The 25,549-nt window shown below is 69.2% G+C and carries 22 protein-coding genes; 8 read left to right on the forward strand and 14 right to left on the reverse strand.

Translation table 11 applies throughout. The features are described from left to right. Positions 1 to 11: 11 nt before the first annotated feature. The 5 genes from LPN01_RS12030 to LPN01_RS12050 form a co-directional block, all read right to left on the reverse strand. Positions 12 to 2,054, reverse strand: coding sequence for a M13 family metallopeptidase (locus tag LPN01_RS12030; RefSeq protein ID WP_262828662.1), 2,043 nt, complete (start codon positions 2,052 to 2,054; stop codon positions 12 to 14). A gap of 73 nt (positions 2,055 to 2,127) precedes the next feature. Further along, positions 2,128 to 2,919: a transporter gene (locus tag LPN01_RS12035; protein WP_262828663.1), complete on the reverse strand. Its 792-nt coding sequence runs from the start codon at positions 2,917 to 2,919 to the stop codon at positions 2,128 to 2,130. Beyond that, positions 2,916 to 3,686 (reverse strand): exodeoxyribonuclease III, encoded by a 771-nt coding sequence (xth, locus tag LPN01_RS12040; protein WP_262828664.1) that lies wholly within the window; start codon positions 3,684 to 3,686, stop codon positions 2,916 to 2,918. Before xth ends, LPN01_RS12035 begins: the two co-directional genes overlap by 4 nt. A gap of 3 nt (positions 3,687 to 3,689) precedes the next feature. After that, positions 3,690 to 4,028 carry an iron-sulfur cluster insertion protein ErpA gene (erpA, locus tag LPN01_RS12045; RefSeq protein ID WP_262828705.1) on the reverse strand — a complete coding sequence of 113 codons (339 nt, stop codon included), beginning with the start codon at positions 4,026 to 4,028 and terminating at the stop codon, positions 3,690 to 3,692. Positions 4,029 to 4,332: 304 nt separating this feature from the next. Further along, positions 4,333 to 5,487 carry a M23 family metallopeptidase gene (locus tag LPN01_RS12050; RefSeq protein WP_262828665.1) on the reverse strand — a complete coding sequence of 385 codons (1,155 nt, stop codon included), beginning with the start codon at positions 5,485 to 5,487 and terminating at the stop codon, positions 4,333 to 4,335. A gap of 313 nt (positions 5,488 to 5,800) precedes the next feature. Between LPN01_RS12050 and LPN01_RS12055 the strand changes: the two genes are divergently transcribed. Further along, positions 5,801 to 6,757, forward strand: coding sequence for an isopenicillin N synthase family dioxygenase (locus tag LPN01_RS12055; RefSeq protein WP_262828666.1), 957 nt, complete (start codon positions 5,801 to 5,803; stop codon positions 6,755 to 6,757). 24 nt (positions 6,758 to 6,781) lie between these two features. Here the strand turns inward: LPN01_RS12055 and LPN01_RS12060 are convergent, their stop codons facing one another. The 5 genes from LPN01_RS12060 to hflK form a co-directional block, all read right to left on the reverse strand. Further along, a complete protein-coding gene (locus LPN01_RS12060; protein WP_262828667.1) occupies positions 6,782 to 7,996 on the reverse strand; it encodes a M20 family metallopeptidase in 1,215 nt (404 codons plus the stop codon). Between the two features lie 82 nt (positions 7,997 to 8,078). Next, positions 8,079 to 9,719 (reverse strand): DUF853 domain-containing protein, encoded by a 1,641-nt coding sequence (locus tag LPN01_RS12065; RefSeq protein ID WP_262828668.1) that lies wholly within the window; start codon positions 9,717 to 9,719, stop codon positions 8,079 to 8,081. A 122-nt stretch (positions 9,720 to 9,841) separates the two neighbouring features. Continuing rightward, positions 9,842 to 11,404, reverse strand: coding sequence for a Do family serine endopeptidase (locus LPN01_RS12070; protein ID WP_262828669.1), 1,563 nt, complete (start codon positions 11,402 to 11,404; stop codon positions 9,842 to 9,844). Positions 11,405 to 11,518: 114 nt separating this feature from the next. Then, entirely contained in the window at positions 11,519 to 12,394 is an 876-nt protein-coding gene (gene hflC / locus LPN01_RS12075; protein ID WP_262828670.1) for a protease modulator HflC, read from the reverse strand. Beyond that, the gene (hflK, locus tag LPN01_RS12080) at positions 12,391 to 13,527 is read right to left on the reverse strand and encodes an FtsH protease activity modulator HflK (RefSeq protein WP_262828671.1); all 1,137 of its coding nucleotides are present in this window, start codon (positions 13,525 to 13,527) and stop codon (positions 12,391 to 12,393) included. The genes hflC and hflK overlap by 4 nt, the downstream gene beginning before the upstream one ends. A gap of 70 nt (positions 13,528 to 13,597) precedes the next feature. Here hflK and LPN01_RS12085 point away from each other — a divergent pair, with 70 nt between their 5' ends. Genes LPN01_RS12085 through LPN01_RS12100 form a run of 4 tightly spaced genes read left to right on the forward strand, consistent with a single transcriptional unit; the run spans position 13,598 to position 15,793 of the window. Continuing rightward, positions 13,598 to 14,545, forward strand: coding sequence for an Mrp/NBP35 family ATP-binding protein (locus tag LPN01_RS12085; protein WP_262828672.1), 948 nt, complete (start codon positions 13,598 to 13,600; stop codon positions 14,543 to 14,545). Positions 14,546 to 14,555: 10 nt separating this feature from the next. Continuing rightward, positions 14,556 to 14,987, forward strand: coding sequence for a CoA-binding protein (locus LPN01_RS12090; protein WP_262828673.1), 432 nt, complete (start codon positions 14,556 to 14,558; stop codon positions 14,985 to 14,987). 48 nt (positions 14,988 to 15,035) lie between these two features. Further along, positions 15,036 to 15,383 carry a hypothetical protein gene (locus tag LPN01_RS12095; protein ID WP_262828674.1) on the forward strand — a complete coding sequence of 116 codons (348 nt, stop codon included), beginning with the start codon at positions 15,036 to 15,038 and terminating at the stop codon, positions 15,381 to 15,383. After that, positions 15,380 to 15,793, forward strand: coding sequence for a hypothetical protein (locus LPN01_RS12100; protein ID WP_262828675.1), 414 nt, complete (start codon positions 15,380 to 15,382; stop codon positions 15,791 to 15,793). Before LPN01_RS12095 ends, LPN01_RS12100 begins: the two co-directional genes overlap by 4 nt. Positions 15,794 to 15,942: 149 nt before the next feature. Here LPN01_RS12100 and LPN01_RS12105 read toward each other — a convergent pair whose 3' ends face one another. Next, entirely contained in the window at positions 15,943 to 17,238 is a 1,296-nt protein-coding gene (locus LPN01_RS12105) for a homoserine dehydrogenase (protein ID WP_262828676.1), read from the reverse strand. A gap of 134 nt (positions 17,239 to 17,372) precedes the next feature. Here LPN01_RS12105 and LPN01_RS12110 point away from each other — a divergent pair, with 134 nt between their 5' ends. Beyond that, the gene (locus LPN01_RS12110) at positions 17,373 to 19,337 is read left to right on the forward strand and encodes an OPT family oligopeptide transporter (protein ID WP_262828677.1); all 1,965 of its coding nucleotides are present in this window, start codon (positions 17,373 to 17,375) and stop codon (positions 19,335 to 19,337) included. A gap of 135 nt (positions 19,338 to 19,472) precedes the next feature. Next, a complete protein-coding gene (locus LPN01_RS12115) occupies positions 19,473 to 19,643 on the forward strand; it encodes a hypothetical protein (RefSeq protein ID WP_262828678.1) in 171 nt (56 codons plus the stop codon). A 129-nt stretch (positions 19,644 to 19,772) separates the two neighbouring features. Here the strand turns inward: LPN01_RS12115 and LPN01_RS12120 are convergent, their stop codons facing one another. The 3 genes from LPN01_RS12120 to queF all read right to left on the reverse strand — a co-directional run bounded on the left by LPN01_RS12120 (position 19,773) and on the right by queF (position 23,964). Then, positions 19,773 to 21,053 carry a glycoside hydrolase family 130 protein gene (locus tag LPN01_RS12120; RefSeq protein WP_262828679.1) on the reverse strand — a complete coding sequence of 427 codons (1,281 nt, stop codon included), beginning with the start codon at positions 21,051 to 21,053 and terminating at the stop codon, positions 19,773 to 19,775. Between the two features lie 54 nt (positions 21,054 to 21,107). Continuing rightward, complete coding sequence (locus tag LPN01_RS12125; RefSeq protein ID WP_262828680.1) at positions 21,108 to 23,393, reverse strand: glycosyltransferase family 4 protein; 2,286 nt, start codon at positions 23,391 to 23,393, stop codon at positions 21,108 to 21,110. A gap of 124 nt (positions 23,394 to 23,517) precedes the next feature. Next, positions 23,518 to 23,964 (reverse strand): preQ(1) synthase, encoded by a 447-nt coding sequence (gene queF, locus LPN01_RS12130; RefSeq protein WP_262828681.1) that lies wholly within the window; start codon positions 23,962 to 23,964, stop codon positions 23,518 to 23,520. A gap of 29 nt (positions 23,965 to 23,993) precedes the next feature. On the opposite strand from queF, the gene LPN01_RS12135 reads away from it, so the two are divergent. After that, a complete protein-coding gene (locus LPN01_RS12135; protein ID WP_262828682.1) occupies positions 23,994 to 25,538 on the forward strand; it encodes a cryptochrome/photolyase family protein in 1,545 nt (514 codons plus the stop codon). Positions 25,539 to 25,549 lie beyond the last annotated feature (11 nt).

A 25,549-nucleotide genomic window follows, 5' to 3' on the forward strand; every position in this document is an offset into this window, starting at 1 on the left:
GTAGCTGTCCCCTACCAGACCTGCACGCGCTTGTCGGGCGCGAGGTACAGCGCATCGCCCGGCTTCACGCCGAACGCCGCATACCAGCCGTCGAGATTGCGCACCGTCTGTGCGCGGAAGCGGGCCGGGGCATGGACGTCGCCCTGCACCCGCGCGCGCAGCGCCCTGTCGCGGAACTTGGAGGCCCAGGTCTGCGCGAACGACAGGAACAGGCGCTGGTCGCCGGTCATGCCGCCGATCACCGGCGCGGGCTTGCCGCCGAGCGAGGCGTGATAGGCGTCGAGCGCGGCGGTCAGCCCGGCGACGTCGGCGATATTCTCGCCCAGCGTCTGCTTGCCGTTGACGTGCAGCCCCGGCAGCGCCTCATAGGCGTCATATTGCGCGACCAGCGCCTGACCCTGTGCCTCGAACCGCGCGAGATCCTGCGCCGTCCACCAGTTGCGCAGCCGCCCGGCGGCGTCGAAGTCGGCACCGAGATTGTCGAACCCGTGGCTGATCTCATGCCCGATCACCGCGCCGATCGCGCCGTAATTGGCGGCGGCGTCGCGCTTCGGATCATAGAAGGGCGCTTCGAGGATCGCCGCCGGGAAGTTCAGCGCATTCTGCATCGGCAGGTTGAGCGCGTTCACCGTCTGCGGCGTCAGCCACCATTCGCGGCGGTCGACCGGCCGGCCGATCTTGGCGAGCTGGCGTTCGGTGTTGGCGAGCTCGGCACGCTCGGCATTGCCGACCGGATCGTCCGCGCGGATCGAGAGCGCGCCGTAATCGGCCCAGCGGTCGGGATAGCCGATGCCGACGATCATCGTCTCGATCTTCCTGCGCGCCTCCGCCTTGGTCGCGGGCTTCATCCAGGCGAGGCCGGCGACGCGCGTGTCGAACGCCTTCAGCATCCCCTCCACCATCTGCTGGATGTCCGCCTTCGACGACGCCGGGAAATAACGCTGGACGTAGATACGGCCGATGGCATCGCCGAGCGCGCCGTTGACCGCGTCGAGCCCCCGCTTGTCGCGCGGACGCTGTTGCGGCGTGCCGCTCAGCGCCTTGCCGTGAAAGGCGAAGCTCGCCTCGTCGAACGCGCGCGGCAGCACCGCGGTGACCGCATCGATGCGATGGAAACGCAGCCAGTCCTGCCACGCGTCCAGCGGCTCGCTGGCGACCAGCGCGGACAGGCCGGTGATCGCACCCGGCTGCCAGACGATGAAATCCTGCTGCCGCCCCAGCCGCGCGGCGGGCCAGAACGCCGCCCAGTCGATGCCGGGCGCCCTGGTCGCGAAGTCCGCCGCCTTCCACGGATTGTCCGCCTTGTGCGCGTCCTGGCTGGTGACGAGGTCGACCTGCGCGCGCGCGATCTTCGTTTCGAGGTCGAGGACGCGGCCCGCGCGCGCCTCGGGCCGGTCGAAGCCGGCGAGGCGGAACAGCGTCGTCACATAGGTGCGATAGGCGTCGCGCACCTCCTTCATCGCTGCGGTGTCGGACAGGTAATAGTCGCGGTCGGGCATGCCGAGCCCGCCTTGCAGGACATAGGGCACCGTCTTCGTGGGCTGGTCGAACGCCTGCGTCACGAACAGGCCAAAAAGGTTGCCCGTCTTGAAATCGGTCGCGTTGAGCGGATCGACGTCGACGCGGGTGTTTGCGCCCAGCATCCGCGACAGCGCGGTCCGGTCGCGCACGCCGTCGATCGCCGCGAACGCGGGCCTGAGCGGGGCGATGCCGCGCGCCTCGATCCCGGCGCCATCCATGTAGGCGGCGTAGTAATCGGCGATGCGGCGCTGGTCGCCGCCGGGCCTGTCCTGCGCGCGGGCGGCATCGGCGACGATTGCGGCGCTGCGGTCCTCGGCGATCTTCGACACGGTGAGGAAGATGCCGACCGACGATCGGTCCGCCGGAATCTCGGTCCGGGCGCGCCAGGCGCCATTGGCATATTGTTCGAAATCGTCGCCAGGCTTGACCGTCCGGTCGATCGCGGTCGGATCGACCCCGGCGGGCTTGACCTGCGCGTCGACCGCGGTGCCGGCGAGCAGGGTGGTGGCGAGGAACAGAGCGGTACGCGTCATGGGGCGATGGCCTTCCGGATGTGTATGGCCGCGGCGATACACCCGCCTGCGGCCGCGATCCAGAGGCCCCGCGTCAGAAGCGGCGCGACACGCCGAAGGCGAGCTGGACGTCGGGCGCGGCGGCGTTCAGCCCGGCCACGCAGATCGCGTCGAGTTGCAGGTCGTCGCGCGCCTGCCATGCCAGCGACACCGCCGCGAAGGTCTGCGTCGTGCGATCGTCGGGATCCCGGTCGCGGATCACCTGTCCCTCCAGCGCGGCCGACAGCGACTTGGTCAACTCCACCGTGGCACCGCCCGCCACGCTGTAGCGCAGGTGGCGGCCCGATCGTTCCGCGTTGGGCTGGGCATCGATCTCGGGCGTGGCGTCGAGCTGGACCGTGTCGCCCAGCGCATAGGTCACGGGGATCAGCAGCCCCGCCCCCACCGCACCCCCGCCGATGCGGCTGCCGCCGACCGGCAGCGTGACATAGGGCAGCGCCGCGACCGACAGCCCGCTGCCGTCGGGATTGTGCAGCGACGCCTTCAGTCCGAACGATACGTCGCCGCTCTGCCCGACGGCATCGACTGCGCCGGTCTGGCGATCGCGGACGCGCTGGTGGCCATAGGGTGTCCAGCCGATCCGCGCCTCGACCGTGTCGTCGACGCCCACGCGCACCAGCGTGTCGCCGATCAGGATGGTGTCGGTCCGACTGTTTGGCTGGCGGTCGAGCGTCCAGTCGAGCAGCGACGTCTCGACCGACACGCGGCCGCGGTCGACGATGCACGCCGGCGTATCGAGACCCGGCCGTTCGGGGCAATATTCGCGTTCCTGCGCCAACGCGGGCGACGCCGCCAGCGTCAGCACCGCCGCGAGGATTCGCCTCACGTCAGGCGGACCCAGGTCGGGGCGTGGTCGCTCGCCTTTTCCCGGCCGCGATAGTCCTTGTCGACGCCGGCATCGACCAGCCGGTCGGCGGCCTGCGGGCTGAGCAGCAGGTGATCGATGCGGAAACCCGCGTCGCGCTGCCACGCGCCGGCCTGATAATCCCAGAACGTCCATACGCCGCCGCCGGGCCGGCGCGTCCGCAATGCGTCGGTCCACCCCTGCGCCAGCAGCCGGCGATAGGCCGCGCGGCTTTCCGGCTGCATCAGCGCATCGTCCGCCATGGCGGCGACGGAAAAGGTATCGTCGTCGTTCGGGATGACGTTGTAATCGCCCATCAGTACGGTCGGCACCTCGTCCGCGAGCAGCGCCTGTGCCCGCCGCGCGAGCCGCTCCATCCAGCGCAGCTTGTAATCGAACTTGGGGCCGGGCTGCGGATTGCCGTTGGGCAGGTAGATCGACGCCACGACCAGCCCGTCGACATCGCATTCCAGGTAGCGGCTATGCTCGTCCTCCGCCTCGCCGTCGAGGCCGCGCTGACGCTCGACCGGCGTCCGTCCCCGCGCGAGCACGGCGACGCCGTTGAACCCCTTCTGGCCGTGCCACACCACGCCATAGCCCGCAGCCTCGATGTCCGCCGCCGGGAAGGTGTCGTCGCTGCACTTGATTTCCTGCAGGCAGACGATGTCGGGCTGTGCCTCGGTGAGATATTCGATCAGTCGCGGCAACCGGGCCTTGATGCCGTTGACGTTGTAGGTGACGAGCTTCAACCGTCAGATCGCAAAGCTGGAGCCGCAGCCGCAGCCCGACGCGGCATTGGGGTTCTCCACGCGAAACGCCGCGCCGCCGAGCGATTCGACGTAATCGACCTGGCAACCGCGGACGAGGTCGAGGCTGACGCTGTCGACCACCAGCCGTACGCCGTCCGTTTCGGCCACGGTGTCGTCGCCCTCCGGCGCGTCGGCGAAACCGAACTTGTACTGGAAACCGGAACAGCCGCCGCCGTCGACCGACAGGCGCAGGATCGCAGGCTTGTTCTGTTTGCCGGCGATCGCGGCGACGCGCGCCGCCGCGGCGGGCGTGAGCATGATGTCTGGGGCGAGTGTGGCCATGACGATGAGATAGGCGCGGCGCGAGGGCGGGGCAACCATCGATGGCGGCGCGCAATGGCGGCGTCAGGGTCCGACTATCGGGCTTGGGGCGCGAGGAGTCGGCACTCTAACGGCGGTATGGTCACCCCAGACCGGTCCCAGCGCCTACGGTGACGAAAGGGTCGCGCAAACGCCCGCCCACTCCGACCGCGGCGTACATCCCAAAGCTTGTCCAGGATCTCGGCCGGGATCGGAAATGTCGTTCAGATCCCGCCCGTTCGTCGATCCCGGGGACGGATGCCACCCATCGTCGACTCGCGTCGGATCAGTCCTGCGCGGCGGGCCCGTCGGTCGACACCGGGATCGCGTGGACCGCGCGGTCCTGCGACGCGAGCAGATAGTCCGCGGTGGTCAGGAACGGGATCGGGTTGACCGCATGGCCGTCGATGCGGACCTCGTAATGGAGGTGCGGGCCGGTCGAGCGGCCGGTCGAGCCCATCAGCGCAATCAGCTGGCCACGGGTGACGCGCGCACCGTCGGCCACGAGGATCTTCGACAGATGGCCGTAGCGGGTGGCGATGCCCTTGCCGTGGTTGATCTCGACCATGTTGCCATAGCCGCCCTGCCGCGCGGCGTGATCGATGATGCCGTCGGCGGTGGCATAGATCGGCGTGCCGACCGGGCCGGGGATGTCGACGCCGGCGTGCATCGCGGCGGTGCCGCGGAACGGATCGGAGCGGATCCCGAAATTGCTGGTGAATTGCAGGTGCTGGACCGGCTGCACCGACGGGATGGCGATCGCGCCCTGCTGGAGCGTGTCGAGCTTCTTCCAGCTCTGGAACAGCGTACGGAACTGCGCGTCGGCCTTCAGGTCGGCCTGCGCCTCGGCACCGTTGGCGTCGAGCATCGGGCCGCCCATGCCGCCCTTCGCGACGCGACCGGCGACCCCGAGCTTCCTGAGCGTGGCGTTGGTCTGCGCGAGGCGCCGGTCGACGACCTGCTGCGCCGCATCGGCGAGCTGCGCCTGACGCCCCTCGACCTTGACCAGTGGCTTGACGACGTCGGCGGCGAGGCGATCGCGGGTGGGATCGATCGCCAGCGTCGCCAGCGCCAGCTCGGCCTCGTCGCCCTTGCCGGTCAGCGCGGCGGTGATGAGCGCCTGGCGCTGCTCGACGCGCTCCGCATGCGCCTTGGCGACGTGGCGGATGTCGCTCACGCGCGCCTGCATCGCGTCGATCTGGCGCGCCATGTGCGCGATCCGCGTATCGACCGGCGCCGCGACGACCTGCGCCGCCTGTGCCGCGCCATAGCCCGAAAACCCGATGGTCAGCGCGCCGATCGCGGCGGCGGCGGCCTGGCGGCGGCCCGTGATGCTGATCCGGCGCAGCGACCGGCCGTCGTGGATCAGGACGTCGCGGGTGGCGAAGAGGGCGCGAAGGCGCGAACCGAAGGAGGAAGCAGTACGGGCGAAGCTGTTCATCGGACCCCAACACAATGCGCCGTACCCGGCCCCGCCGGATGCGACTGATTTCGATCGTCCTGCTCGCAGCCCCACCGCGCCCCAGACGCCGAGTGTGTGCCTGCAATCCGCCGTTCACCACAAGTGCGTGGGTACCGCTACCGCGGCCAACCGGCAGCGGGCCGCGCCGAGTCGATGGCCCGGCGGCGTCCCGACACGGTGAAAGGCACGTCATTCTGCCATTTTCGCCGCCGAATCCTGCCGTGGCGACGAGACACATGACGTGGCCCGCGCGCCCGCCTATACTGCCCGCTTCATCAAACGGATGGCCCTTATGCTCGACACCCCTTCCGCCCAGGTCCCGACGCTCAGCCTCGCCGACCAGGAGCACGACCCCGACGGTTTCGCCGCCGCCTTCGGCGAATCGTTCGAACGCTACGGCTTCGCGATCGTCGCCGACCACGGCGTGCCGCAGCCGCTGATCGAGCGCGCGTGGCGCGAGACCGAGGAACTGTTCGCGCGCCCCGAAGCGGAAAAGCGCGGCTATTTCGTCGCGGGCGGTGGCGGCGCGCGCGGCTACACCCCGTTCAAGACGGAGATCGCGAAGGACGCCAGCCACGTCGACCTGAAGGAATTCTGGCACGTCGGCCGCGAACTGCCGGCGGGTCACCGCTTTGCCGACAGCATGTCGCCCAACATCTGGCCGACGCGGCCGGAGGGGTTCAGGGACACGTTCCTCGAACTGTTCACCGCGTTCGATCGCGCCGGCGACCGGCTGCTGTCGGCGATCGCGCGCCACCTGAAGCTCGATCCGGACTGGTTCGATCCCGCGGTGAAGGACGGCAATTCGGTGCTGCGCCTGCTCCACTATCCGCCGATCCCCGCGGATGCCGAGGGGGTCCGCGCCGGCGCGCACGAGGACATCAACCTCATCACGCTGCTGCTCGGTGCCGAGGAGGCCGGACTCGAATTACTCGACCGCGCCAACGGGCGCTGGCTGGCGATCAAGCCGCCCGAAGGCGCGATGGTGGTCAACGTCGGCGACATGCTGCAACGGCTGACCAACCACGTCCTGCCCTCGACGACGCACCGCGTCGTCAACCCGCCGCCCGAACGGCGCGGCCATTCGCGCTATTCGATGCCCTTCTTCCTGCATCCGGCGCCCGATTTCCTGATCGAGACGCTGCCGCAGACGATCACCGCGGAAAACCCGAACCGCTACCCCGAGCCGATCACGGCGCACGACTATCTCCACCAGCGGCTGGTCGAGATCGGGCTCATCAAGGCATAGGGCGCGCCGACGCCGGGGCGCGGGTCAGTCGAACCCGCGCTCCAGGTAGCGCGTCGCGACCGCGCAATGGATCGCGACGCCGCGCGCCATCACCGATTCCTCGATCGTCATGCGCGTATTGTGGAGCGGCGGGTTGGTCGCGGGGTCGCTGCCCGCCGGCGCGACGCCCAGGAACGCGAACGCGCCGGGATAGCGGCGCAGGACGTAGGAGAAATCCTCCGCCCCCATCATCGGCTGCGGCATCCGCGCGAAAGCCGCGCCCAGATCGTCCGCCACCGCCTCGACCAACGCGGCACCGCGCGGATCGTTGACGGTCACCGGATAGCCGGTGTCGATCCAGGCTTCCGCGGTCGCGCCATGCGCCGCGGCGATGTTCTCGGCGATCCGGCGAAAGGCGGCGTGCATCGTGTCGCGCGTCGCCTCGGACAACGTCCGCAACGTGCCGAGCATCCGTACCTCGCCGGGGATGATGTTGTGCGCCGATCCCGCCTCGATCTTGGTGATCGACAGCACCGCGGGATCGGTGACCGCGATACGCCGCGCGACGAAGGTCTGGAGCGCGGTGACGATCTCGCAGGCGACCGGCACCGGATCGATGCAGTCGTGCGGCATCGCGGCATGGCCGCCGGCGCCGCGGATCACGACGTGCAGCGTGTCCGCCGACGCCATGATCGACCCGCTGCGCGTGATGACGGTCCCGGCGGGCGCGTTGGGGGTGATGTGCAGCGCGAAGGCGGCGTCGGGCGCGGCGATGTCGAGCAGCCCGTCGTCGATCATGAAGCGCGCGCCATGATGTCCCTCCTCGCCGGGCTGGAACATGAAGACGACGTTACCGGGCAGTTGGTCGCGCCGCGCGGACAGCGCGCGCGCCGCACCGACCAGCATCGCCGTGTGCGAATCGTGGCCGCAGGCATGCATGCGGCCGGGGACCGTGCTCGCGAACGGCAGCCCGGTCTCCTCCTGCATCGCCAGCGCATCCATGTCGCCGCGCAGCAGCACGGTCCGGCCGTTGCCCCCGTCCTGTCCGCGCAGGATCGCGATCAGTCCGCTGGTCGACGGACCCTCGTGATAGTCGAGCGGCAGGCCGGCGAGCGCGGCCTTGATCTTCGCGGTGGTCAGCGCACAGTCGAGGCCGAGTTCGGGTTCCGCATGGATCGCCCGGCGCAGCGTGACGATATCGTCGAGTTCGGCCTCGCCGGCCGCGGTCCAGTCGCTGATGCTGTGGTCGTCAAGGGACATGATCGGGCTCCGTTGATCCCGACCTTGTGAGCCCGCCCGGCGCCATTGTCGAGCCGGGCGGTGGGCGTCGTCCCCGCCCGCCTCACCGCCGCATCAGATTGCCCAGCACGCTACGCAGCACGGTGCCGACCAGCCCGCCGCCCGACGATCCGCGCCGCGATCCGCCACCGAACACCTGCTTGCCGATCTCGTTGGCCACCTGTCGTCCGATCGACGAACTGGCCGCGCGGGTGGCGGAGCCGACCGCCTTGGTCCAGGGCGAATTCGCCGCCTCGCGGTCCGCCGCGCGCTGCGCCTGCGCGTCGGCCCTCGCCTGCGCGGCCTGGGTGCGCGCGGCCTCCTTGGCGACGCGCGCATCCTCCTTGGCCTGTACCGCCGCGGCCTTTTCGGCGTCGGTCGCGGCGCGCGCGGCGGCGGCGGCGGCGGCGGCCTCCTGCGTCTTGGCGGCGAGCATCTCCTCCGCCGATTCGCGATCGACCGCGGTGTCGTATTTGTCGCCGACCGCATCGGTCTGGATCATCACGCCGCGCTCCTGCGGCGTCACCGGGCCGACGCGACTGGCGGGCGGCTTGATGAGCGTGCGCTCGACCGGCGACGGCGATCCGTCCGGCTGGAGCAGCGACACCAGCGCCTCGCCGACCTTCAGCTCGGTGATCGCGGTGGCGACGTCGACACCGGGGTTGGCGCGGAACGTTTCCGCCGCGGACCGCACCGCCGCCTGGTCGCGCGGGGTGAAGGCGCGGAGCGCATGCTGGACCCGGTTGCCGAGTTGGCCCGCCACCGTATCGGGGATGTCGATCGGGTTCTGCGTGATGAAATAGACGCCGACGCCCTTGGACCGGATCAGCCGCACGACCTGTTCGATCTTGTCGAGCAGCGCCTTGGGCGCCTCGTCGAACAGCAGATGCGCCTCGTCGAAGAAGAAGACGAGCTTGGGCTTTTCAGGGTCGCCGACCTCGGGCAGATGCTCGAACAATTCGCTCATCAGCCACAGCAGGAACGTGCTGTAGAGCTTGGGGGCGGCCATCAGCTTGTCGGCCGCCAGCACGTTGACGATCCCCCTGCCCCTGTCGTCTGTGCGGATGAAGTCGTCCATTTCCAGCGCGGGTTCGCCGAAGAAATGCTCGCCCCCCTGCGTGCGCAGCTGGAGCAGGGAGCGCTGGATCGCGCCTATCGACTGTTTCGACACGTTGCCGTAGGTCGTGGTCAGTTCGTCGGCCCGATCCGCGCAATGCGCCAGCATCGCCTGGAGGTCGTCGAGGTCGATCAGCAGCAGCCCGTCCTTGTCGGCGACGTGGAAGGCGATCGTCATAACGCCCTCCTGCACCTCGTTGAGGTCCATCAGCCGCGACAGCAGCAGCGGCCCCATCTCGCTGACCGTGGTGCGGATCGGATGGCCCTGTTCGCCGTACAGGTCCCAGAATTGCACCGGATTGTCGGCATAGACCCAGTCGGTGTCGCCGATTTCCGCGGCGCGGGCGGCGAAGGCGGCATGCGTCTTCGCCTGTGGCGATCCGGCCATGGCGAGGCCCGACAGGTCGCCCTTCACGTCGGCGACGAAGCTCGGCACGCCGATCCGGCTGAATCCCTCGATGATGCCCTGCAACGTCACCGTCTTGCCGGTGCCGGTCGCGCCCGCGATCAGCCCGTGGCGATTGGCGCGCCTGAGGTCGAGCACCTGCGGCGTGCCGCCGCCCAGACCGATGAAAATGCCGTCGCCCATATCCGCTCCTTTGGTCCTGCCGACAGACCTAGCGCCATGGACGCGCAAAAGGAAAGGGCCGCCGCCCGGGGAAGGCGACGACCCTTTGGGGTGCACGTCCCGGCGATGGCCGGGCGCTGGTGCTACTTGATCTTGACGGGCACGAACGCCGGATTGCCGCGCCCGCGCTGGACCAGCAGGAGCACCTGCGGCCGGCCGGCCGCCTTGGCCTGCGCGACGACCCGCGCATAGTCGACCGCGGTACGGACCGGCACGCCGTTGACCGCGGTGATGACGTCGGCGCGCTTCAGCTTGCCCGCCGCATCGCTCGACGCGTCGACCGTCGCGATCACCACGCCCTGCACGCTGCTGTCGACGCCGATCGCGCGCGAGATGCCCGGCGTCAGCGGCTGGACGGTGAGGCCCAGCGGCGCCGTGCTCGATGCGGGCACCGACGAGGTGTCGTCGTCGCCGTCGTCGCCCGACCCGGCGCCGGGATTGGCGCCGAAGCCGCCGCTGTCGTCCTCGCCCTGGATCGCCTTTTGCAGCTGGTCGTTGGACGGCCGAGTGGCGACGGCGATGCCGACGCTCACCGGCTGGCCGCCGCGCAGCACGTCGAAGCGCGCGGTCGTGCCGGGTTTGAGGTTGGAGACGAGGTAGGTCAGCGACTGTTCCTTGGTCACCGGCTGGCCGTTGATCTTCGTCACCACGTCGCCGACGCGCAGGCCGCCGCGCGCCGCCGGGCCGGCGGGCTCGACGCGCGCGATAAGCTCGCCCGCATTCTTGGGGATGCCGAGCGCCGCGGCGGCGTCGTCGTCGACCGGGCCGCCGATGCTCACGCCGATATAGCCGCGGCTGATCTTGCCGCCGTTCATGAACGTCTCGATGATCGGCTTGGCGGTCGCCGCAGGGATTGCGAAGCCGATGCCGATGTTACCGCCGGACTGGCTGAAGATCTGGCTGTTGACCCCGATCACGTTGCCGTTGAGGTCGAACATCGGGCCGCCCGAATTGCCCTGGTTGATCGACGCGTCGGTCTGGATGAACCGGTCGTAGGCGCCGCCCTGCCCGGTCACGCGGTTGATCGCCGAGATGATGCCCGCCGTGACGGTGCCGCCGAGGCCGAAGGGCTCGCCGATCGCCAGCACCCAGTCGCCGACGCGCGACTTGCTCGAATCGCCCCACTTGACGAACGGCAGGCCGGCGGCGTCGATCTTGAGCAGCGCCAGATCGGAATCCTGATCCTTGCCGATCACGCGCGCGGTATATTCGCGGTTGTTCGACAGGGTCACCGTGATCGAATTGACCGTCGCGCCCTCTGCGCCCGGCGCGATGACGTGATTGTTGGTCACGACATAGCCGTCGGGCGAGATCAGGAAGCCCGAACCCAGCGACGCGCCCTCGCGCTTGACCGGCGCACCGCCCTGCCCGCCCATGCCGCCGAACAATTCGCCGAACGGCGTGCCCGAGAAGGGGTTCGCCGCCTGCCGCTGGACGATGGTCTGCTTGGTGGAGATGTTGACGACCGCGGGCTGAAGCTTCGCGACCATGTCGGCGAAGCTCATCGGCGCGCCGCCGCGCGGCACCGCCGCCTGGATCGCGCCCGGCTCGTTCTGCGCCTGCTGTGCATTGCTGGGCTGGAGGGCGAGCGTGGCGGTCGCGCCGCCGAGCAGAAGCGCACTGGTAATGGCGTAGGCGTAGCGCACTAGGGGATAATCCTCTCGTTAAGGGCGTTCGGAATGGGTGACTTACTGGACCCAAACGCCTGAACGCCGCTTGAATGTTCACACGCCGGCAAGCTGGGTGCTAATCCTCGACGATCAACGCCCCCGGCCTTCGAATTCGCGCAAGTAACTGTTTCCCGGCGACAGGATGATCGACGTCGAGCCGCCCGGCGCCGGTCCGCCGTCCGCACCGAAGGTGTGGCGGTACGACTGCATCGCACGGTAGAAATCGTAGAAGTCGGCGTCCTTGGTGAAGCTCTGCGCATAGATGCGCGCCGAGGCGGCATCGGCCTCGCCGCGGATGATCTGCGCGTCCTTCTGCCCCTGCGCACGGATCGTGATCGCCTGCTGCTGGCGTGCCGTCGCCATTCGGGCGAGCGCGCGGTCGAGCGGGCTGCCGTCGGGCAGGTCGGCGTGCTTGATCCGCACGTCGACGATCTGGACGCCATATTGGCTGGCGAGCCGTTGCAGGCGCGCCTGGATATTGTCCATCACCCGGTCGCGCTCCGGGCTGAGCAACGTCGCGAACGGCTGGTTGCCGAGCTCGTTGCGGATCGAACTGCCGAGCAACGGGCGCAGCGCCTCGGTGATCGCGGTCTCGGTCTGCGACGTGCTGCCGGTGGCGTTCACCGCCTTCAGCGGATCGATGATGCGGAAGCGCGCATAGGCGTCGACCTCGAGCCGCAGCTGGTCGGACGAGAGCACCTGCTGGTTGTCGTAATCGACGTCGAGCACGCGCTTGTTGAGCCATACCATGCGATCGACGAACGGGATGCGCAGGATCGGCCCCGCACCGGTGCGACCGAACTGTTCGCCCTGTTTCCACGCGTTGACGGTGCGCACCGGCTGTTCGAAGCGCAGGATCACCGCCTGCTGCGTCTCGGGCACGATCGTGACCGTCGCGGCAAGCAGGATGACGAAGACGAGCGCGGCGAGGCCGAGCGCGATCGGGTGACGCCAGACGCCGGTCACTGGCCGGCTCCCGACGTCACCGCGGGCTGGACCGATTGCCCCGGCTGGCCCGCCGCGGCGGCGTCCGGAATGCGGCGGGCATTGCCCATCGGCAGGTACGGCACGACGCCGCTCGGTTCGACGATCGTCTTGTCGGACTTGGCCAGCACGGCCTCCATGGTCTCGTAATACATGCGGCGGCGGGTCACTTCGGGGGCGAGCTTGTACTGTTCGTACACCTTGTCGAACTGCGATGCCTCGCCCTCGGCGCGCGCCACGACCTGCTTGGCGTAGGATTGCGCCTGGTTGCGCACGCCCTGCGCGTCCTGCTGCGCGGCGGTGACGTCCTTGAACGCGTCGTTGACGCGGGCGGGCGGATCGGCCTGCTTGATGCCGACGCCGACGACGACGATGCCGGACTTATAGTCGTCCAGCACCTTCTGCATCCGTTCCTGCACCTGGTTCTCGATCATCGCGCGGCCCGGCCCGAGCGCCGAATCGAGCGTCACGTTCGCCACCACCTCGCGCATCGCGCTTTCGGCGGTCGCGCGCACCGTCTCGCGCGGCTTGTCGATCTGGAACACGTAGTTCTGCGGGCTCGAGATCTTCCAGCGCACCGCATAGGCGAGGTCGATGATGTTCTGGTCGCGGGTGAGCATCAGGTTTTCCGAGCCCGTCTCCGGGAAATTCTCGATCCGGATGTTCTGCACGTCGACCTTGACGACGCGAGCGATCGGCGCCGGCAGCGTCATCGCGATGCCGGGATCGAGCGTGCCCGAATACCGGCCGAGATAGGTCACGACGCCGCGTTCCTGCGGCGCGATCGGGTGGATCGAGGTGTAGAGCACCCAGACGAGCAGGATGATCCCCGCCCCGATCAGCCACAGTGCGCGCGCGTTGGGCGCGCCGGGCAGGCCGTTGAAACCGCCGCCACCGCCGCCGCCGCCGCCCGCATTGCGCGCCTTCTTCAGGAAATCGTCGAGCGCGGTCGGCTTGGCGCCCGGCTTGCGGCCGCCCGGCGGCAGCGACCACGGGTTGCGCGGGCCGCCGCTACCGGGGCTGCCGTTGGCATCGTCGCCCTGGCCCCAGGGACCTTTCGGCGTTTCGGCGGCGAGAATGGGAGGGCGCCCGTTGCAGCCCGGCAGGATCGTCATCCCTCCCTTATAGGAGAGCCAACGCGGAAAAACAGTGGCAAGCCGCCGCGGCGGGCCTATCTGCCCCGGCATGACACAAGATGTAACGATCGCGGCGGTCCGTGCGGCCGCGGGAGAGCGGGCGACGCTGCGCTTCGAGGGCGCGCGCGCCGGCATCGTGCTCGACGCGACCGGCCTGTCGGGGCGCGAGCGCGACACGCTGGAGGATGCCGTCCGCGCCGCCGCGGCGGCAAAATGGACCGGCGAGGTGCGCGTCGTCGTCACCGCCGAACGCGTCGCCCGCCGCCTGATCGCGGTCGCCAGCGGCAAGGGGGGCGTCGGCAAGTCGACGCTCGCCGCCAATCTCGCCATCGCGCTGAAGGCGCGCGGGCGCCGTGTCGGGCTGGTCGATGCCGACATCTACGGCCCGTCGCAGCCGCGGCTGATGGCGGCGGAGGACCAGCGGCCGACCGCCAAGGACAAGGTGCTCGATCCGGTGCCGACGCCCTATGGCGTGCCGATGCTGTCGATGGGCCAGCTGATCGAGCCCGGCAAGGCGATCGCGTGGCGCGGGCCGATGGCGGCGGGCGCGCTGACGCAGCTGGTCGATGCCGATTGGGGCGCGACCGACACGCTGGTGCTCGACCTGCCGCCGGGCACCGGCGACGTCCAGCTGACGATGATCCAGAAGCACAAGCCGGCGGGCGCGATCATCGTGTCGACGCCGCAGGATCTGGCGCTGATCGACGCGACGCGTGCGATCGACCTGTTCGACAAGGCGGGCATTCCCGTGATCGGGCTGGTCGAGAACATGGCGGGCTATGTCTGCCCGCATTGCGGCGTGGCATCGGATCCGTTCGGCAATGGCGGCGCGGAGGACACCGCGGCACGGCTCGGCATCCCGTTCCTCGGCCGCGTGCCGCTGGCGATCGGCATCCGCACCGCGTCGGACGCAGGCCAGCCGCCCGCCGCCGGGAACGGCGCCGATGCGACCGCGTTCCATGCCATAGCCGCACAGGTCGACGCCTGGCTGGCCTAAGGAGACGCACATGCCGCTGACCGAGGATGCCGACATCAGGGCGCTGCTGGACGGCGCGCGCACGATCGCGCTGGTCGGCGCGTCGGACCGCCCCGATCGCCCGTCGCACCGGGTCATGGCGACGCTCCAGCGCCACGGCTATCGCGTCATCCCGGTCAATCCGCAGATTACCGGCGAACATGTCCACGGCGAATTCGTGTTCCGCGACCTCGACCAGCTCGGCGATCCGATCGATATCGTCGATATCTTCCGTCGGTCCGACGCGGTGGGGCCGATCGTCGATCAAGCGATCGCGATCGGTGCGAAGGCGGTGTGGATGCAGCTCGGCGTCGTCGACGATGCCGCCGCCGCGCGCGCCGAGGCGGCGGGATTGCAGGTGGTGATGGACCGCTGTCCGGCGATCGAGATCCCGCGGCTGGGCCTCGCGCCGATCGCCACTTGATCTCGGGCCGGACCTGACCGACAACGGCGCATTGCGGAGGATGGCCCGATGTTCGCCCTGCTGTTGTCGATCGTCCTGCCCGCCGATGATGCCGCCGCGCTGCTCGACCGGTCGCGGACGATGATCGCGGGCCAACGTTGCACCACCAACCCGAATGCCACCGACATCACCGTGTGCGGCCGGCGCAACGCAGACCGGTTCCGCGTGCCCTTCGTCGTGCACGACGCGGGCGATCCGCGCCACGAGGCGGTGGCGGTGGAGCGCGACCGGCTGCTCGACCGCACCAACCCGGTGAGAGAATTGAGCCCGTTCCTCGTCGGCGGCGGCATGGCCGGCGTGACGGTCAGCAGCCGCAACGGCCTGACCGGCACGACCGACCGCAAGCTCGCGCCGTGATCTGGCTCGCGATCCTGCTTCAGGCCGCCCCCGCCGCGGTCCCGCAGCGCTTCTCGATTCTCGCCCGGCAGTGCGGCCAGCCCGACGACAAGGGCGACATCGTCGTCTGCGGCAATGGCGACACCGGCAACCGCCTGCCGCTGCCCGACGATGCCGGACCGGTCGATGGCCGCGGCGCCAATCGGGATCTGTCGGCGGTGCGCGCCTTGCAGCTCGAAGGCACGCCCTGCGCCGCGACGCAGCGCGGCTGCACCGTCGGCTTCGGGCCGCCGATCGCGCCGCTGGTGGGGGCGCTCGCGGGTGCGGTGAAGTCCGCCTTCGCGCGCAAGCCCGACACGCGCGGACGCGTGGCCATCCCGCTCGACGATCCGGCGACGGCCCCGGCGAAGGCGGTCACGCCCGCGCCCTGACCGGGCGCCCCTGTCCGGCCCCGCCGCCGCACCATCCACCGTCACCCCGGACCGGCGTCTGAATCCCTGCAAAAACTTCTTCTGCTCGCATAGGCCGCAACCGGTCCGGGGTGACGGAAACGAAGGGACAAGCGCCCCGATCCGCGCCCCTAACCGAGGATGTGCATCCACATCGGCTGGCCCGCGAGACTCTGCGACCCGCGCAGCGTCTCCAGCGCGTGCGCGACCGCGCGTTCGGGTCCTTCGTGCGTCACGATCGCGACGATGACGCTGCCGTCGGTCGTCACCCCGCGCTGGATCAGGCTTTCGATCGACACGCCGGCATCGCGCATCGCCGCGGCGATCTCGGCCAGCACGCCCACCTTGTCCTGCACGGTGAAGCGCAGGTACGCGCGGCCGCGCCGGGCGCCGCTGTCCGCCTTGGGCGCGGCGACCAGCGCGGCGGCGGGCATCGCATAGGGCGGCCCGAATTCGCCGCGCGCGATGTCGATCAGGTCGGCGACCACCGCGCTCGCGGTCGGCCCGTCGCCGGCGCCGGCGCCCTGGAAGAACAGCCGGCCGACGAAATTCCCTTCCGCCACCACCGCGTTGAGCGATCCGGTGACGTGTGCCAGCGGATGGTCGATCGGGACCAGATGCGGATGGACGCGCTGGAACAGCCCGCCCGCGCCCGCCTCGGCGACGCCGACCAGTCGCACCTTGTAGCCGAGCGACGCCGCCTCGGCGATGTCGGCGGCGATGACGTGGCGGACGCCGGTCGCGGACACGTCGTCGAACGCGGGCTGCGTCCCGAAGGCGATGCTGGCGAGGATCGACAGTTTATGCGCCGCATCGACGCCGTCGATGTCGAAACTGGGGTCCGCCTCGGCATAGCCGAGCGCCTGCGCCTCGCGCAGCACGTCGGCGAAATCTAAGCCCTCCGCCTCCATTTTCGACAGGATGAAATTGCAGGTACCGTTGAGGATGCCGTAGACGCGGCCGATCTCGTTGGCCGCCGCCCCCTCGCGCAGCCCCTTGATGACCGGAACGCCGCCCGCCACCGCCGCCTCGAACTTGAGCGGCACGCCCGCCTGCTCCGCCGCCTGCGCGAGGTCGAGGCCGTGGTGCGCGAGCATCGCCTTGTTGGCGGTCACGAAGCCCTTGCCCGCCGCCAGCGTGGCGCGGGCCAGCGTCAGCGCCGGGCCGTCCGACCCGCCGATCAGCTCGACCACCACGTCGGCGCCGTCATGCGCGGCGAGTTCGCGGGTGTCGTCGACCCAGGCGAAGCGCGCCAGATCGAGCCCGCGGTCCTTGTAGCGGTCGCGGGCGGACACGGCGACGACCTCGATCGGGCGGCCGGCGCGGCGGGCGATCAGATCGCGGTTGGTGTCGAGCAGGCGGATCACGCCGCCGCCGACGGTGCCGAGCCCGGCGAGCGCGACGCGCAAGGGTGTGGTGGTCTTCATGGCCGCCGCCTAGCGGAAACCGGCGTGCGATGTCGAGCGGGCGCAGCTTTGTTTCGCTTTCCCACATGGCATTGCCCGGAGGCCGGGCCGCGTGCACAGTCGGCCCGACACCGACCAGCGAAGAGCGCATTCCCATGGCCACTGCCCCCGCCCCCGCATCCCCGATGCGCGAACTGACCGTTCGCGGCATCCTGCTGGGCGGGCTCATCACGTTGCTGTTCACCGCGGCCAACGTCTATCTCGGGCTGAAGGTCGGGCTGACCTTCGCGACGTCGATCCCCGCCGCGGTGATCTCGATGGCGATCCTGCGCTACCTGCCCGGCGCGACGATCCTCGAAAACAACATCGTCCAGACGGTCGCCTCCGCGGCGGGAACGCTCGCCGCGATCATCTTCGTCCTGCCCGGCCTCGTCATGATCGGCTGGTGGCAGGGGTTCCCGTACCTGCTGACCGCCGGGATCACGATGACCGGCGGCATCCTCGGCGTCATGTTCTCCGTGCCGCTGCGCCGCGCGCTCGTGGTCGATACCGACCTGCCCTATCCGGAGGGGCGCGCCGCGGCGGAGGTGCTGATGGTCGGCGCGGGCAGTCGCGCAGGGGAAGCGGAAAGCGGCCGGGGCCTGCGGCTTATCGTGGTCAACGCGCTCGCCTCCGCGGGCTTTGCGGTGCTGACCCAGACCAGATTGGTCGTCGCAGAGGCCGCGCATTTCTTTCGCGTCGGCGCGGGCGCGACCGGCATATCGGGCGGCCTGTCGTTCGCGCTGATCGGCGCAGGCCATCTCGTCGGCCTGTCGGTCGGCCTCGCGATGTTCGCGGGCGTCGTCATCGGCTGGTGGATCGCGCTGCCGATCCTGACCGGCCTGTCCCCCGCCGCGGCGGGCGTCGGCATCGAGGCGTGGGCGGGCGGCGTGTTCCGCACCGACGTGCGCTTCCTCGGCGCCGGCGTGATCGGCGTCGCGGCGATCTGGACGTTGCTCAAGATCATCGGGCCGGTGCTCGGCGGCATCCGCTCGTCGATCGCCGCGAGCAAGGCGAAGCGCGGCGGCGCGGTGCTCGCCCTCGGCGAGCGCGACCTGTCGATCGGCATCGTCGTCGCCGTCAGCCTCGCGACGCTGGTGCCGATCGCCGCATTGCTCTGGTCGGTGATCGCCGGCGGGCCGCTGGAGGGATCGGCGGTCGTCCTGATCCTCGGCGCGCTCGTGTTCGTACTGGTGCTCGGGCTCGTGATCGCGGCGGTGTGCGGATACATGGCCGGGCTGATCGGCGCGTCGAACAGCCCGGTGTCGGGGATCGGCATCCTTTCGGTGCTCGCCGCGTCGCTGATGCTGGTCGGGCTGTTCGGCCGCGGCGCCGGGCCGGACACGACGCAGGCGCTGGTCGCCTATGCGCTGATCGTCACCGGCATCGTCTTCGGCGTCGCCACCATCTCGAACGACAATCTCCAGGATCTCAAGACCGGCCAGCTCGTCGGCGCGACGCCGTGGAAGCAGCAGGTCGCGCTGATCTTCGGCGTCGTCTTCGGCAGCCTCGTGGTGCCGCCGGTCCTCGAACTGCTCGCGACGACGCTGGGGTTCCAGGGCGCGCCCGGCGCCGGCCCCAATGCGCTGGCCGCCCCGCAGGCCGCGCTGATCTCGGCACTGGCCAAGGGGGTGCTAGGCGGCGACCTCAACTGGGCGATGATCGGCTATGGCGCGGCGGTCGGCGTCGTCGTGATCGCGCTGGACGAAACGCTCGGCCGGCTGGGCAAACTGCGCCTGCCGCCGCTCGGGATCGGCCTCGGCGTCTACCTGCCGATGGCGGTGACGCTGCCGGTGGTGATCGGCGCGGTGATCGGCGCGCTCTACGATCGCTGGGCGGAGCGCGCGCCCGACGTCGAGCTCGCCAAGCGCATGGGCGTGCTGACCGCCACCGGCATGATCGTCGGCGAAAGCCTGTGGGGCGTCGCCTTTGCGTGTCTCGTCTACGCCACCAATTCGGACGCGCCGCTCGCGATCGCTCCGGCGGGGTTCGAGCCGGTCGCGCTGATCGGCGGGACGATCGCGTTCCTGGCGCTGGTCGCGGCGCTCTATCGCTATACGCGGCGGTCGGTCGCCGCCTGATTTGCGCCGAACCGTTGGTCGACGCGGGAACGCCGGCGGGGGTCGCCCGTTATCCCCCCGAACCCGGTAACCACCCGCCATCCCCCCCCGGCCGGTGATTGCCGGGTTTGCCTTACGCGTAACATAGGGCCAGCCGTGACACGGTCATCAGAACAGCATCGCGACAGATTCGCCGGTGTCCGCGGGGCGCTCCAGTCGGGGCTCGCGGTGCCGACGGACACGTTCATCACCGACGACATACCGCTGCTGCTGACGAGGCTGTCACAGCTGCCCCCCGCCAAACGGGCGAGGGACGACCGCACCTAGGGTCGTCGACGCGGTCGTCGGGCCGTGCGCCCGTCACCGCCCCGGCTGTACCCCGACCTGCGCCCGGGGTGACGCCCCGGCCCGTTAGACACCCGCCAGCGCACCGTCCCCGTCAGCCGGCCGCCGGGGTCACACCATCGCGGCGAGCAGGTCGCTGATCGGCACGAACGCGAAGCCCACGGAACTGTCGGCGATGCCATAGGGCAGGAACAGCGTATCGCCGTGGCGGATCGCACCGCAGCTGTACACGACGTTGGGGACATAGCCCTCGCGGTCCTGATCCTTCGCCGCCAGGATCGGTTCGCGCGTGCGGCCGATCACCTTCGACGGATCGTCCTTGTCCAGCAGCGCCGCGCCGATCGAGTATTTGCGCATCGCGCCGACGCCATGCGTCAGCAGCAGCCAGCCCTCGTCCAGCTCGATCGGCGGCCCGCAATTGCCGATCTGTACCAGCTCCCAGGGATAGTGCGGCGCCAGGATCTTCTCGCCCTCGTCCCAATGCTCCAGCGTGTCCGATTTCAGCAGGAACAAATTCTCGCCGTCCTGCCGCCCGATCATCATATACTGGCCACCGACCTTGCGCGGGAACAGGCCCATGCCCTTGTTCCGCGCGGCGGACCCCGACATCGGCACCAGATCGAACGCCCGGAAGTCGCGCGTGCGCATCAGTTCGGACTGGATCACCGACCCGTTATAGGCGGTGTAGGTGCCGATCCATTCGTAGCTGCCGTCCTCATGCTGGAAATGGACGATGCGCAGGTCCTCCAGCCCCTTCGACTGCGCCTGTGTGATCGGGAAGATGACGGTGCCCGACAGCGTCGAATCGCGGTGCCGCCAGACCGTGACCGGCCCCTCCGGTATCTCCTCGCCCTCCCCCACGACGTCGGTCGCGGTCGCGAACGGCGGCTCGGGCGCGAGCTTCAGTTCGTGTGTGCCGGTGATGATGCCCTCGCGGAACGCGACCGACGAGATATGCCCCTCGCCCACCGCACGCAGGCTCATCAGGATGCGCATCGATCCTTCGGGCATGCCGGTCTGGTCGAAGTGCGGCACCGCGCTGGGGTTCATCAGCGCCGCCGCGGCATAGCTGTATTCGTGGCAGAAATAGGCACCGATCAGCTGGCGCTTTTCATCGCCGATGTCGCGACCGTCGAGTCCCAGCAGGTCCTCGATCTCGTCGTAGCGCGTCATGAACACCCGGCGCGTCTGCCAGTGGCGCGCCTCGAAATCCTTCAGCACGGTCTCGAGCTGCTCGCGCGCCTCCTCGGCCGACATCTCCAGCACTTCGCCGACCAGACGCTCGGTCCGGTTGGGCGCGCCGCCCTTGCCGCCCCACGCGATGTGGAACGGGCGGACGACCACGCGGGACGGGTCGGCGTGAAGCCGCAAGCGGTGGGTAAACAGGTCCATCGCGATTGTAGCCTCGTCGGTCGGATACGGTGGCGGCGTCGACGTCCTACGGATTTAGGCGACGACGCGCGACGTCCCTGCCACGCCTTGGACCGACTTTGAAAGCCCCGAAATCGCGCAGCTGGCCAGTTGCAGCGCCAAAATCGACTCCGCACCCTGGTTCCGGTTCAATCCGGTCGGCATCAGGCCATCGAAACAGCCCCCGTCCAGCGGACTGGCGAGCGGCAGGTCGAGGTCGTTCTGGCCGAGATACCAGCCATAGGCGCGCTCCGCCTCCGTCTTCCAGCGCAGGTCGTCCGTCGCGCGATAGGCGGCGATGCACGCATCGACCGTCGCCTGCGCCTCCAGCGGCTGCTGGTCGAACTGCAACGGATCGGCATAGGGCCGGTGGAAACTTTCCGTCCCGACCGCCCGGAACCGTCCTTCCGGCGAGGTCTGCTTGGCGACGATCCAGCCGAGCGTCTCCAGCCCGCAATCGATCAGGTCCTGCCGCCCGAGCGCCTGCCCCGCGACGATCAGCGCCTGCGGCAGCCGCGCATTGTCATAGGCGAGCACGATTTCGAACCATTCCCATTCGGGCCGCCGCGCCGCAGCGAGCAGCGCGATCTGGTCGTCGGGGAAGCGTTCGAGGATCGATCGCGCGAGCTCGTGACCGGGCGATGCCTCCAGCATCGCCGCCGCGCCGAGCATCGCGAACGACTGCGCGCGCAGCGAGCCGAGGTCGAGCCCCAGGCTGGCCGTCGCGTCGAACATCGCGCGCGCCCAGTCGCGATGCTTGGGATCCTTGCCGTCGCGCGCGGTCACGCCCAGCGCCCAGATCGCACGGCCGTTCGAATCCTCGGACCCGACGTCCTCGCACCACGTCCGGTCGAAGTTCATGAAGTTGCGGAAGCGCCGCTCGTCGGGGTTCCACGCATATTGCACGAACGACGCATAGATCGTCGTCCACTTGTCGCGCTCGACGGGATCGAGATCGTCCATCGCGCTCATCAGCATCAGCGCGCGCGCATTGTCGTCGATGCAATAGCCGTGGCGCCGGTCGGGGACCGAATAGATCGAATGCTGGAGCATGCCGGTCGCATCGCTCATCCGCTCGACCGCCGCGAAATTGGGTTGCAGCGCCTTCACTCCGGCGAGCGGCTTGGCGAGCCGCCTAGGGCGGGCGGCGACGGCGACCTCCGTCTCGTGCAGCGTCGCCTCGGCCAGACGCGGCCAGATCATCGTGCGGCCGCGATCGTAGGCGCGCTGCGCGAGGCGGGTCCGGTCGCGCGCGCTCGACAACAGCCGGTCGATCTCGCGCGCGAACGCGGCGACATCCTTGAAGTCGACGAGCACGCCATGGCCGTCCGCCAGGATCTCGGTCGCGTGGACATAGGGGGTGGAGATCACCGCCTTGCCGACCCCGACTGCGTACGACAAGGTGCCCGACGTGATCTGGGCGGGATTGAGATACGGCGTGGCATAGATGTCCGCCGCCTGCAGATAGTCGATCAGTTCGCCATGCTCGACGAAACCGTCGACGAACGCGACATTGTCGCCGACCCCCAGTTCGGCGGCAAGCGCCTTCAGCCGCTCGCGATACGCCTCGCCCTCGTGCGCGACGAGGTTCGGATGCGTCGCGCCGAGCACGACGTAGAGCAGATTCGGGTGCCGCTCCGCGATCGTCGGCAGCGCCTCTATGATCGTCTCGATGCCCTTGTTCGGCGCGAGCAGGCCGAAGGTCAGGACGACGTCGCGCCCTTCCCAGCCCATCCGCGGCTTCAGCGTTTCGGGATCGGTGAAGGCGCGATCGGGTACGCCGTGCGGGATCATCGCGATCTGGCGCGGGTTGGCCCCGTAGACGCGGCGCAGGATATCGCGCCCGCGCTCGGCCATCACCACCACCTTGGCGGCGCGGCGCAGCAGCCCTTCGAGCACGCGGCGCTCGTCCGCATTGGGTTTTTCGAGAACCGTATGCAGCGTAACGATCACCGGCAGCGTCGTGCGATCGAGCAGCGCGAGCAGGTGCTCGCCCGCCGGCCCGCCGTAGATACCATATTCGTGCTGCACCCAGATCGCCTGCGCGCCGCTCGCCTCGATCGTGCGCGCCGTCGTCAGATAGGCGGACAGGTCGTGCTGGGGAATCGCGCCGACGACGGCCGCGGGATAATCGTAGCGGCCGGGATGGTCGTCCATCGCATAGACGTCGACGCGGACATCCGGGAAACGGTCCTGCATCGCCTGGTAGACATCGGTGGTGAAGGTCGCTAGGCCGCACTGCCGCGGCAGGAAATTCCCGATCATCGCCAGATACTTGATCGCGTCGCCGCCCGCCGCCATGCCAGCCACCGTCGTCACCATGCCCAATCCTTCGTTGACGCGCCGTTGCGGCAAAGCCGTAACCTTGCACCATGATGAACACGTGCCGGTGCGAAAGGTTGCAGTTTTATGCCGCACTGCAACCGGACTATCCGCTTGATCTGCGTCAACCGCGGCCGCGATACGGGGCGACGCCCTGATCCGGCAGCCACAGGTCGGCAGGGGGTGCGGCCGATTGCCAGAACACGTCGATCGGGATGCCGCCGCGCGGATACCAATAGCCGCCGATCCGCAGCCAGCGCGGCGCCATCTCGTCGAACAGCCGCTGGCCGATGCCGACCGTGCAATCCTCGTGAAAGCCCGCATGGTTGCGGAACGCGCCGAGGAACAGTTTCAGCGACTTGGATTCGACGATCGTGTCGCCGGGCACATAGTCGATCACGAGATGCGCGAAATCGGGCTGGCCGGTGACCGGGCACAGCGACGTGAATTCGGGCACCGCGAAGCGGACCAGATAGGTCGTGCCGGGCCGCGGGTTGGGAACATAATCGAGCACCGCCTCTTGCGGTGATGCGGGCAATTGGCTGGACTGGCCGAGGTGCATGGGTGTCATGCCCCGCCATGTAGGATGCCGCACGCCGGATGAAAACGCTCGTTCCCATACTCGGCGACCAGCTCAGCCCGGGCATCGCCTCGCTGCGCGACGCCAATCCCGCCGACACCGTCGTCCTGATGATGGAGGTGGCGGAGGAGACGACCTATGTCCGCCACCACAAGCAGAAGATCGCCTATATCCTGTCGGCGATGCGCCATCATGCCGATGCGCTGGCGGCGGCGGGCTGGACCGTCGACTATGTCCGGCTCGACGATCCGGACTCGAGCGGCAGCTTCACCGGCGAGATCGCGCGCGCGGTCGCGCGGCACGGTCCCGACCGGATCGTCGTCACCGAAGCCGGCGAATGGCGCGTCGTCGCGATGATCGACGGCTGGGAAACCGTGTTCGGCATTCCCGTCGAGATCCGCGCGGACGACCGCTTCGTCTGCGACCATGCCGAATTCGACGCCTGGGCGAGCGCGCGCAAGCAACTGACGATGGAATTCTTCTACCGCGACATGCGGCGCAAGACCGGCCTGCTGATGGACGGCAAGACGCCGGCCGGCGACCGCTGGAACTTCGACAAGGACAACCGCAAGCCCGCGAAGGGCGACCTGTTCATGCCCCGGCCGCACGCCTTCGCACCCGATGCGACGACGCGGGACGTGCTGGCGCTGGTCGCGGAGCGCTTCGCCGATCATCCCGGCAGCCTCGACGGGTTCGACTATGCGGTGACCGCCGCCGACGCCGAACGCCAGGCGGCCTATTTCATGACCCATGCCCTGCCGCAGTTCGGCGATTTCGAGGATGCGATGCTGACCGGCGAGCGCCATTTGTGGCATTCGATCCTGTCGCCCTACATCAATTCGGGCCTGCTCGATCCCCTCGACCTGTGTCGCCGGGCGGAGGCGGAATATCGCGCAGGCCGCGCCCCGCTCAATTCGGTGGAGGGCTATATCCGCCAGATCATCGGCTGGCGCGAATATATGCGCGGCATCTACTGGCGCGAGGGGCCGGACTACGTCACCCGCAACTTCCTCGACCATCACCGCAGGCTGCCGGGATGGTATTGGACCGGCGCCACCGACATGCACTGCCTGCGCGAGGCGATCGGCCAGACGCTCGCCACCGCGCACGCGCACCATATCCAGCGGCTGATGGTCACCGGCAATTTCGCGCTGCTGATCGGTGCGGATCCGGCGGAGGTGCATCGCTGGTATCTCGAAGTCTATATCGACGCCTACGAATGGGTCGAACTGCCCAATACGCTGGGGATGAGCCAGTTCGGCGACGGCGGCCTGCTCGGATCGAAACCCTATATCTCGTCGGGCGCCTACATCGATCGGATGAGCGACTATTGCGGCACATGCCGCTACGACGTGAAGCGGCGAACGGGAGAGGATGCCTGCCCGTTCAACGCGCTCTACTGGCACTTCCTCGCGCGTCACGAGGACCGGCTCGGCGGCAATATGCGCCTGCGCATGCCATATAGTACGTGGGCGAAGCAATCCGAGCAATCTCGAAACGAAACACTCACGCACGCTGAAACATTCTTGCAGGCCCTCGACAGCGCCGGGGACGACGGCTATTGACGGCGCACGGC

The organism is Sphingomonas sp. A2-49 (genome assembly GCF_025548555.1).
In the GTDB taxonomy this organism is placed as follows: domain Bacteria; phylum Pseudomonadota; class Alphaproteobacteria; order Sphingomonadales; family Sphingomonadaceae; genus Sphingomonas.

Excerpts from the sequence above, each read along its gene's own strand:
- queF (WP_262828681.1), bottom strand. The coding sequence starts at position 23,964 with ATGACACCCATGCACCTCGGCCAGTCCAGCCAATTGCCCGCATCACCG.
- LPN01_RS12050 (WP_262828665.1), bottom strand. The coding sequence starts at position 5,487 with ATGAACAGCTTCGCCCGTACTGCTTCCTCCTTCGGTTCGCGCCTTCGC.
- LPN01_RS12105 (WP_262828676.1), bottom strand. The coding sequence starts at position 17,238 with ATGAAGACCACCACACCCTTGCGCGTCGCGCTCGCCGGGCTCGGCACC.
- LPN01_RS12065 (WP_262828668.1), bottom strand. The coding sequence starts at position 9,719 with ATGGGCGACGGCATTTTCATCGGTCTGGGCGGCGGCACGCCGCAGGTG.
- erpA (WP_262828705.1), bottom strand. The coding sequence starts at position 4,028 with ATGGCCACACTCGCCCCAGACATCATGCTCACGCCCGCCGCGGCGGCG.
- LPN01_RS12060 (WP_262828667.1), bottom strand. The coding sequence starts at position 7,996 with ATGTCCCTTGACGACCACAGCATCAGCGACTGGACCGCGGCCGGCGAG.
- hflK (WP_262828671.1), bottom strand. The coding sequence starts at position 13,527 with ATGACGATCCTGCCGGGCTGCAACGGGCGCCCTCCCATTCTCGCCGCC.
- LPN01_RS12120 (WP_262828679.1), bottom strand. The coding sequence starts at position 21,053 with ATGGACCTGTTTACCCACCGCTTGCGGCTTCACGCCGACCCGTCCCGC.
- LPN01_RS12135 (WP_262828682.1), top strand. The coding sequence starts at position 23,994 with ATGAAAACGCTCGTTCCCATACTCGGCGACCAGCTCAGCCCGGGCATC.
- LPN01_RS12030 (WP_262828662.1), bottom strand. The coding sequence starts at position 2,054 with ATGACGCGTACCGCTCTGTTCCTCGCCACCACCCTGCTCGCCGGCACC.
- LPN01_RS12085 (WP_262828672.1), top strand. The coding sequence starts at position 13,598 with ATGACACAAGATGTAACGATCGCGGCGGTCCGTGCGGCCGCGGGAGAG.
- LPN01_RS12110 (WP_262828677.1), top strand. The coding sequence starts at position 17,373 with ATGGCCACTGCCCCCGCCCCCGCATCCCCGATGCGCGAACTGACCGTT.
- LPN01_RS12090 (WP_262828673.1), top strand. The coding sequence starts at position 14,556 with ATGCCGCTGACCGAGGATGCCGACATCAGGGCGCTGCTGGACGGCGCG.
- LPN01_RS12055 (WP_262828666.1), top strand. The coding sequence starts at position 5,801 with ATGCTCGACACCCCTTCCGCCCAGGTCCCGACGCTCAGCCTCGCCGAC.
- LPN01_RS12095 (WP_262828674.1), top strand. The coding sequence starts at position 15,036 with ATGTTCGCCCTGCTGTTGTCGATCGTCCTGCCCGCCGATGATGCCGCC.
- LPN01_RS12125 (WP_262828680.1), bottom strand. The coding sequence starts at position 23,393 with ATGGTGACGACGGTGGCTGGCATGGCGGCGGGCGGCGACGCGATCAAG.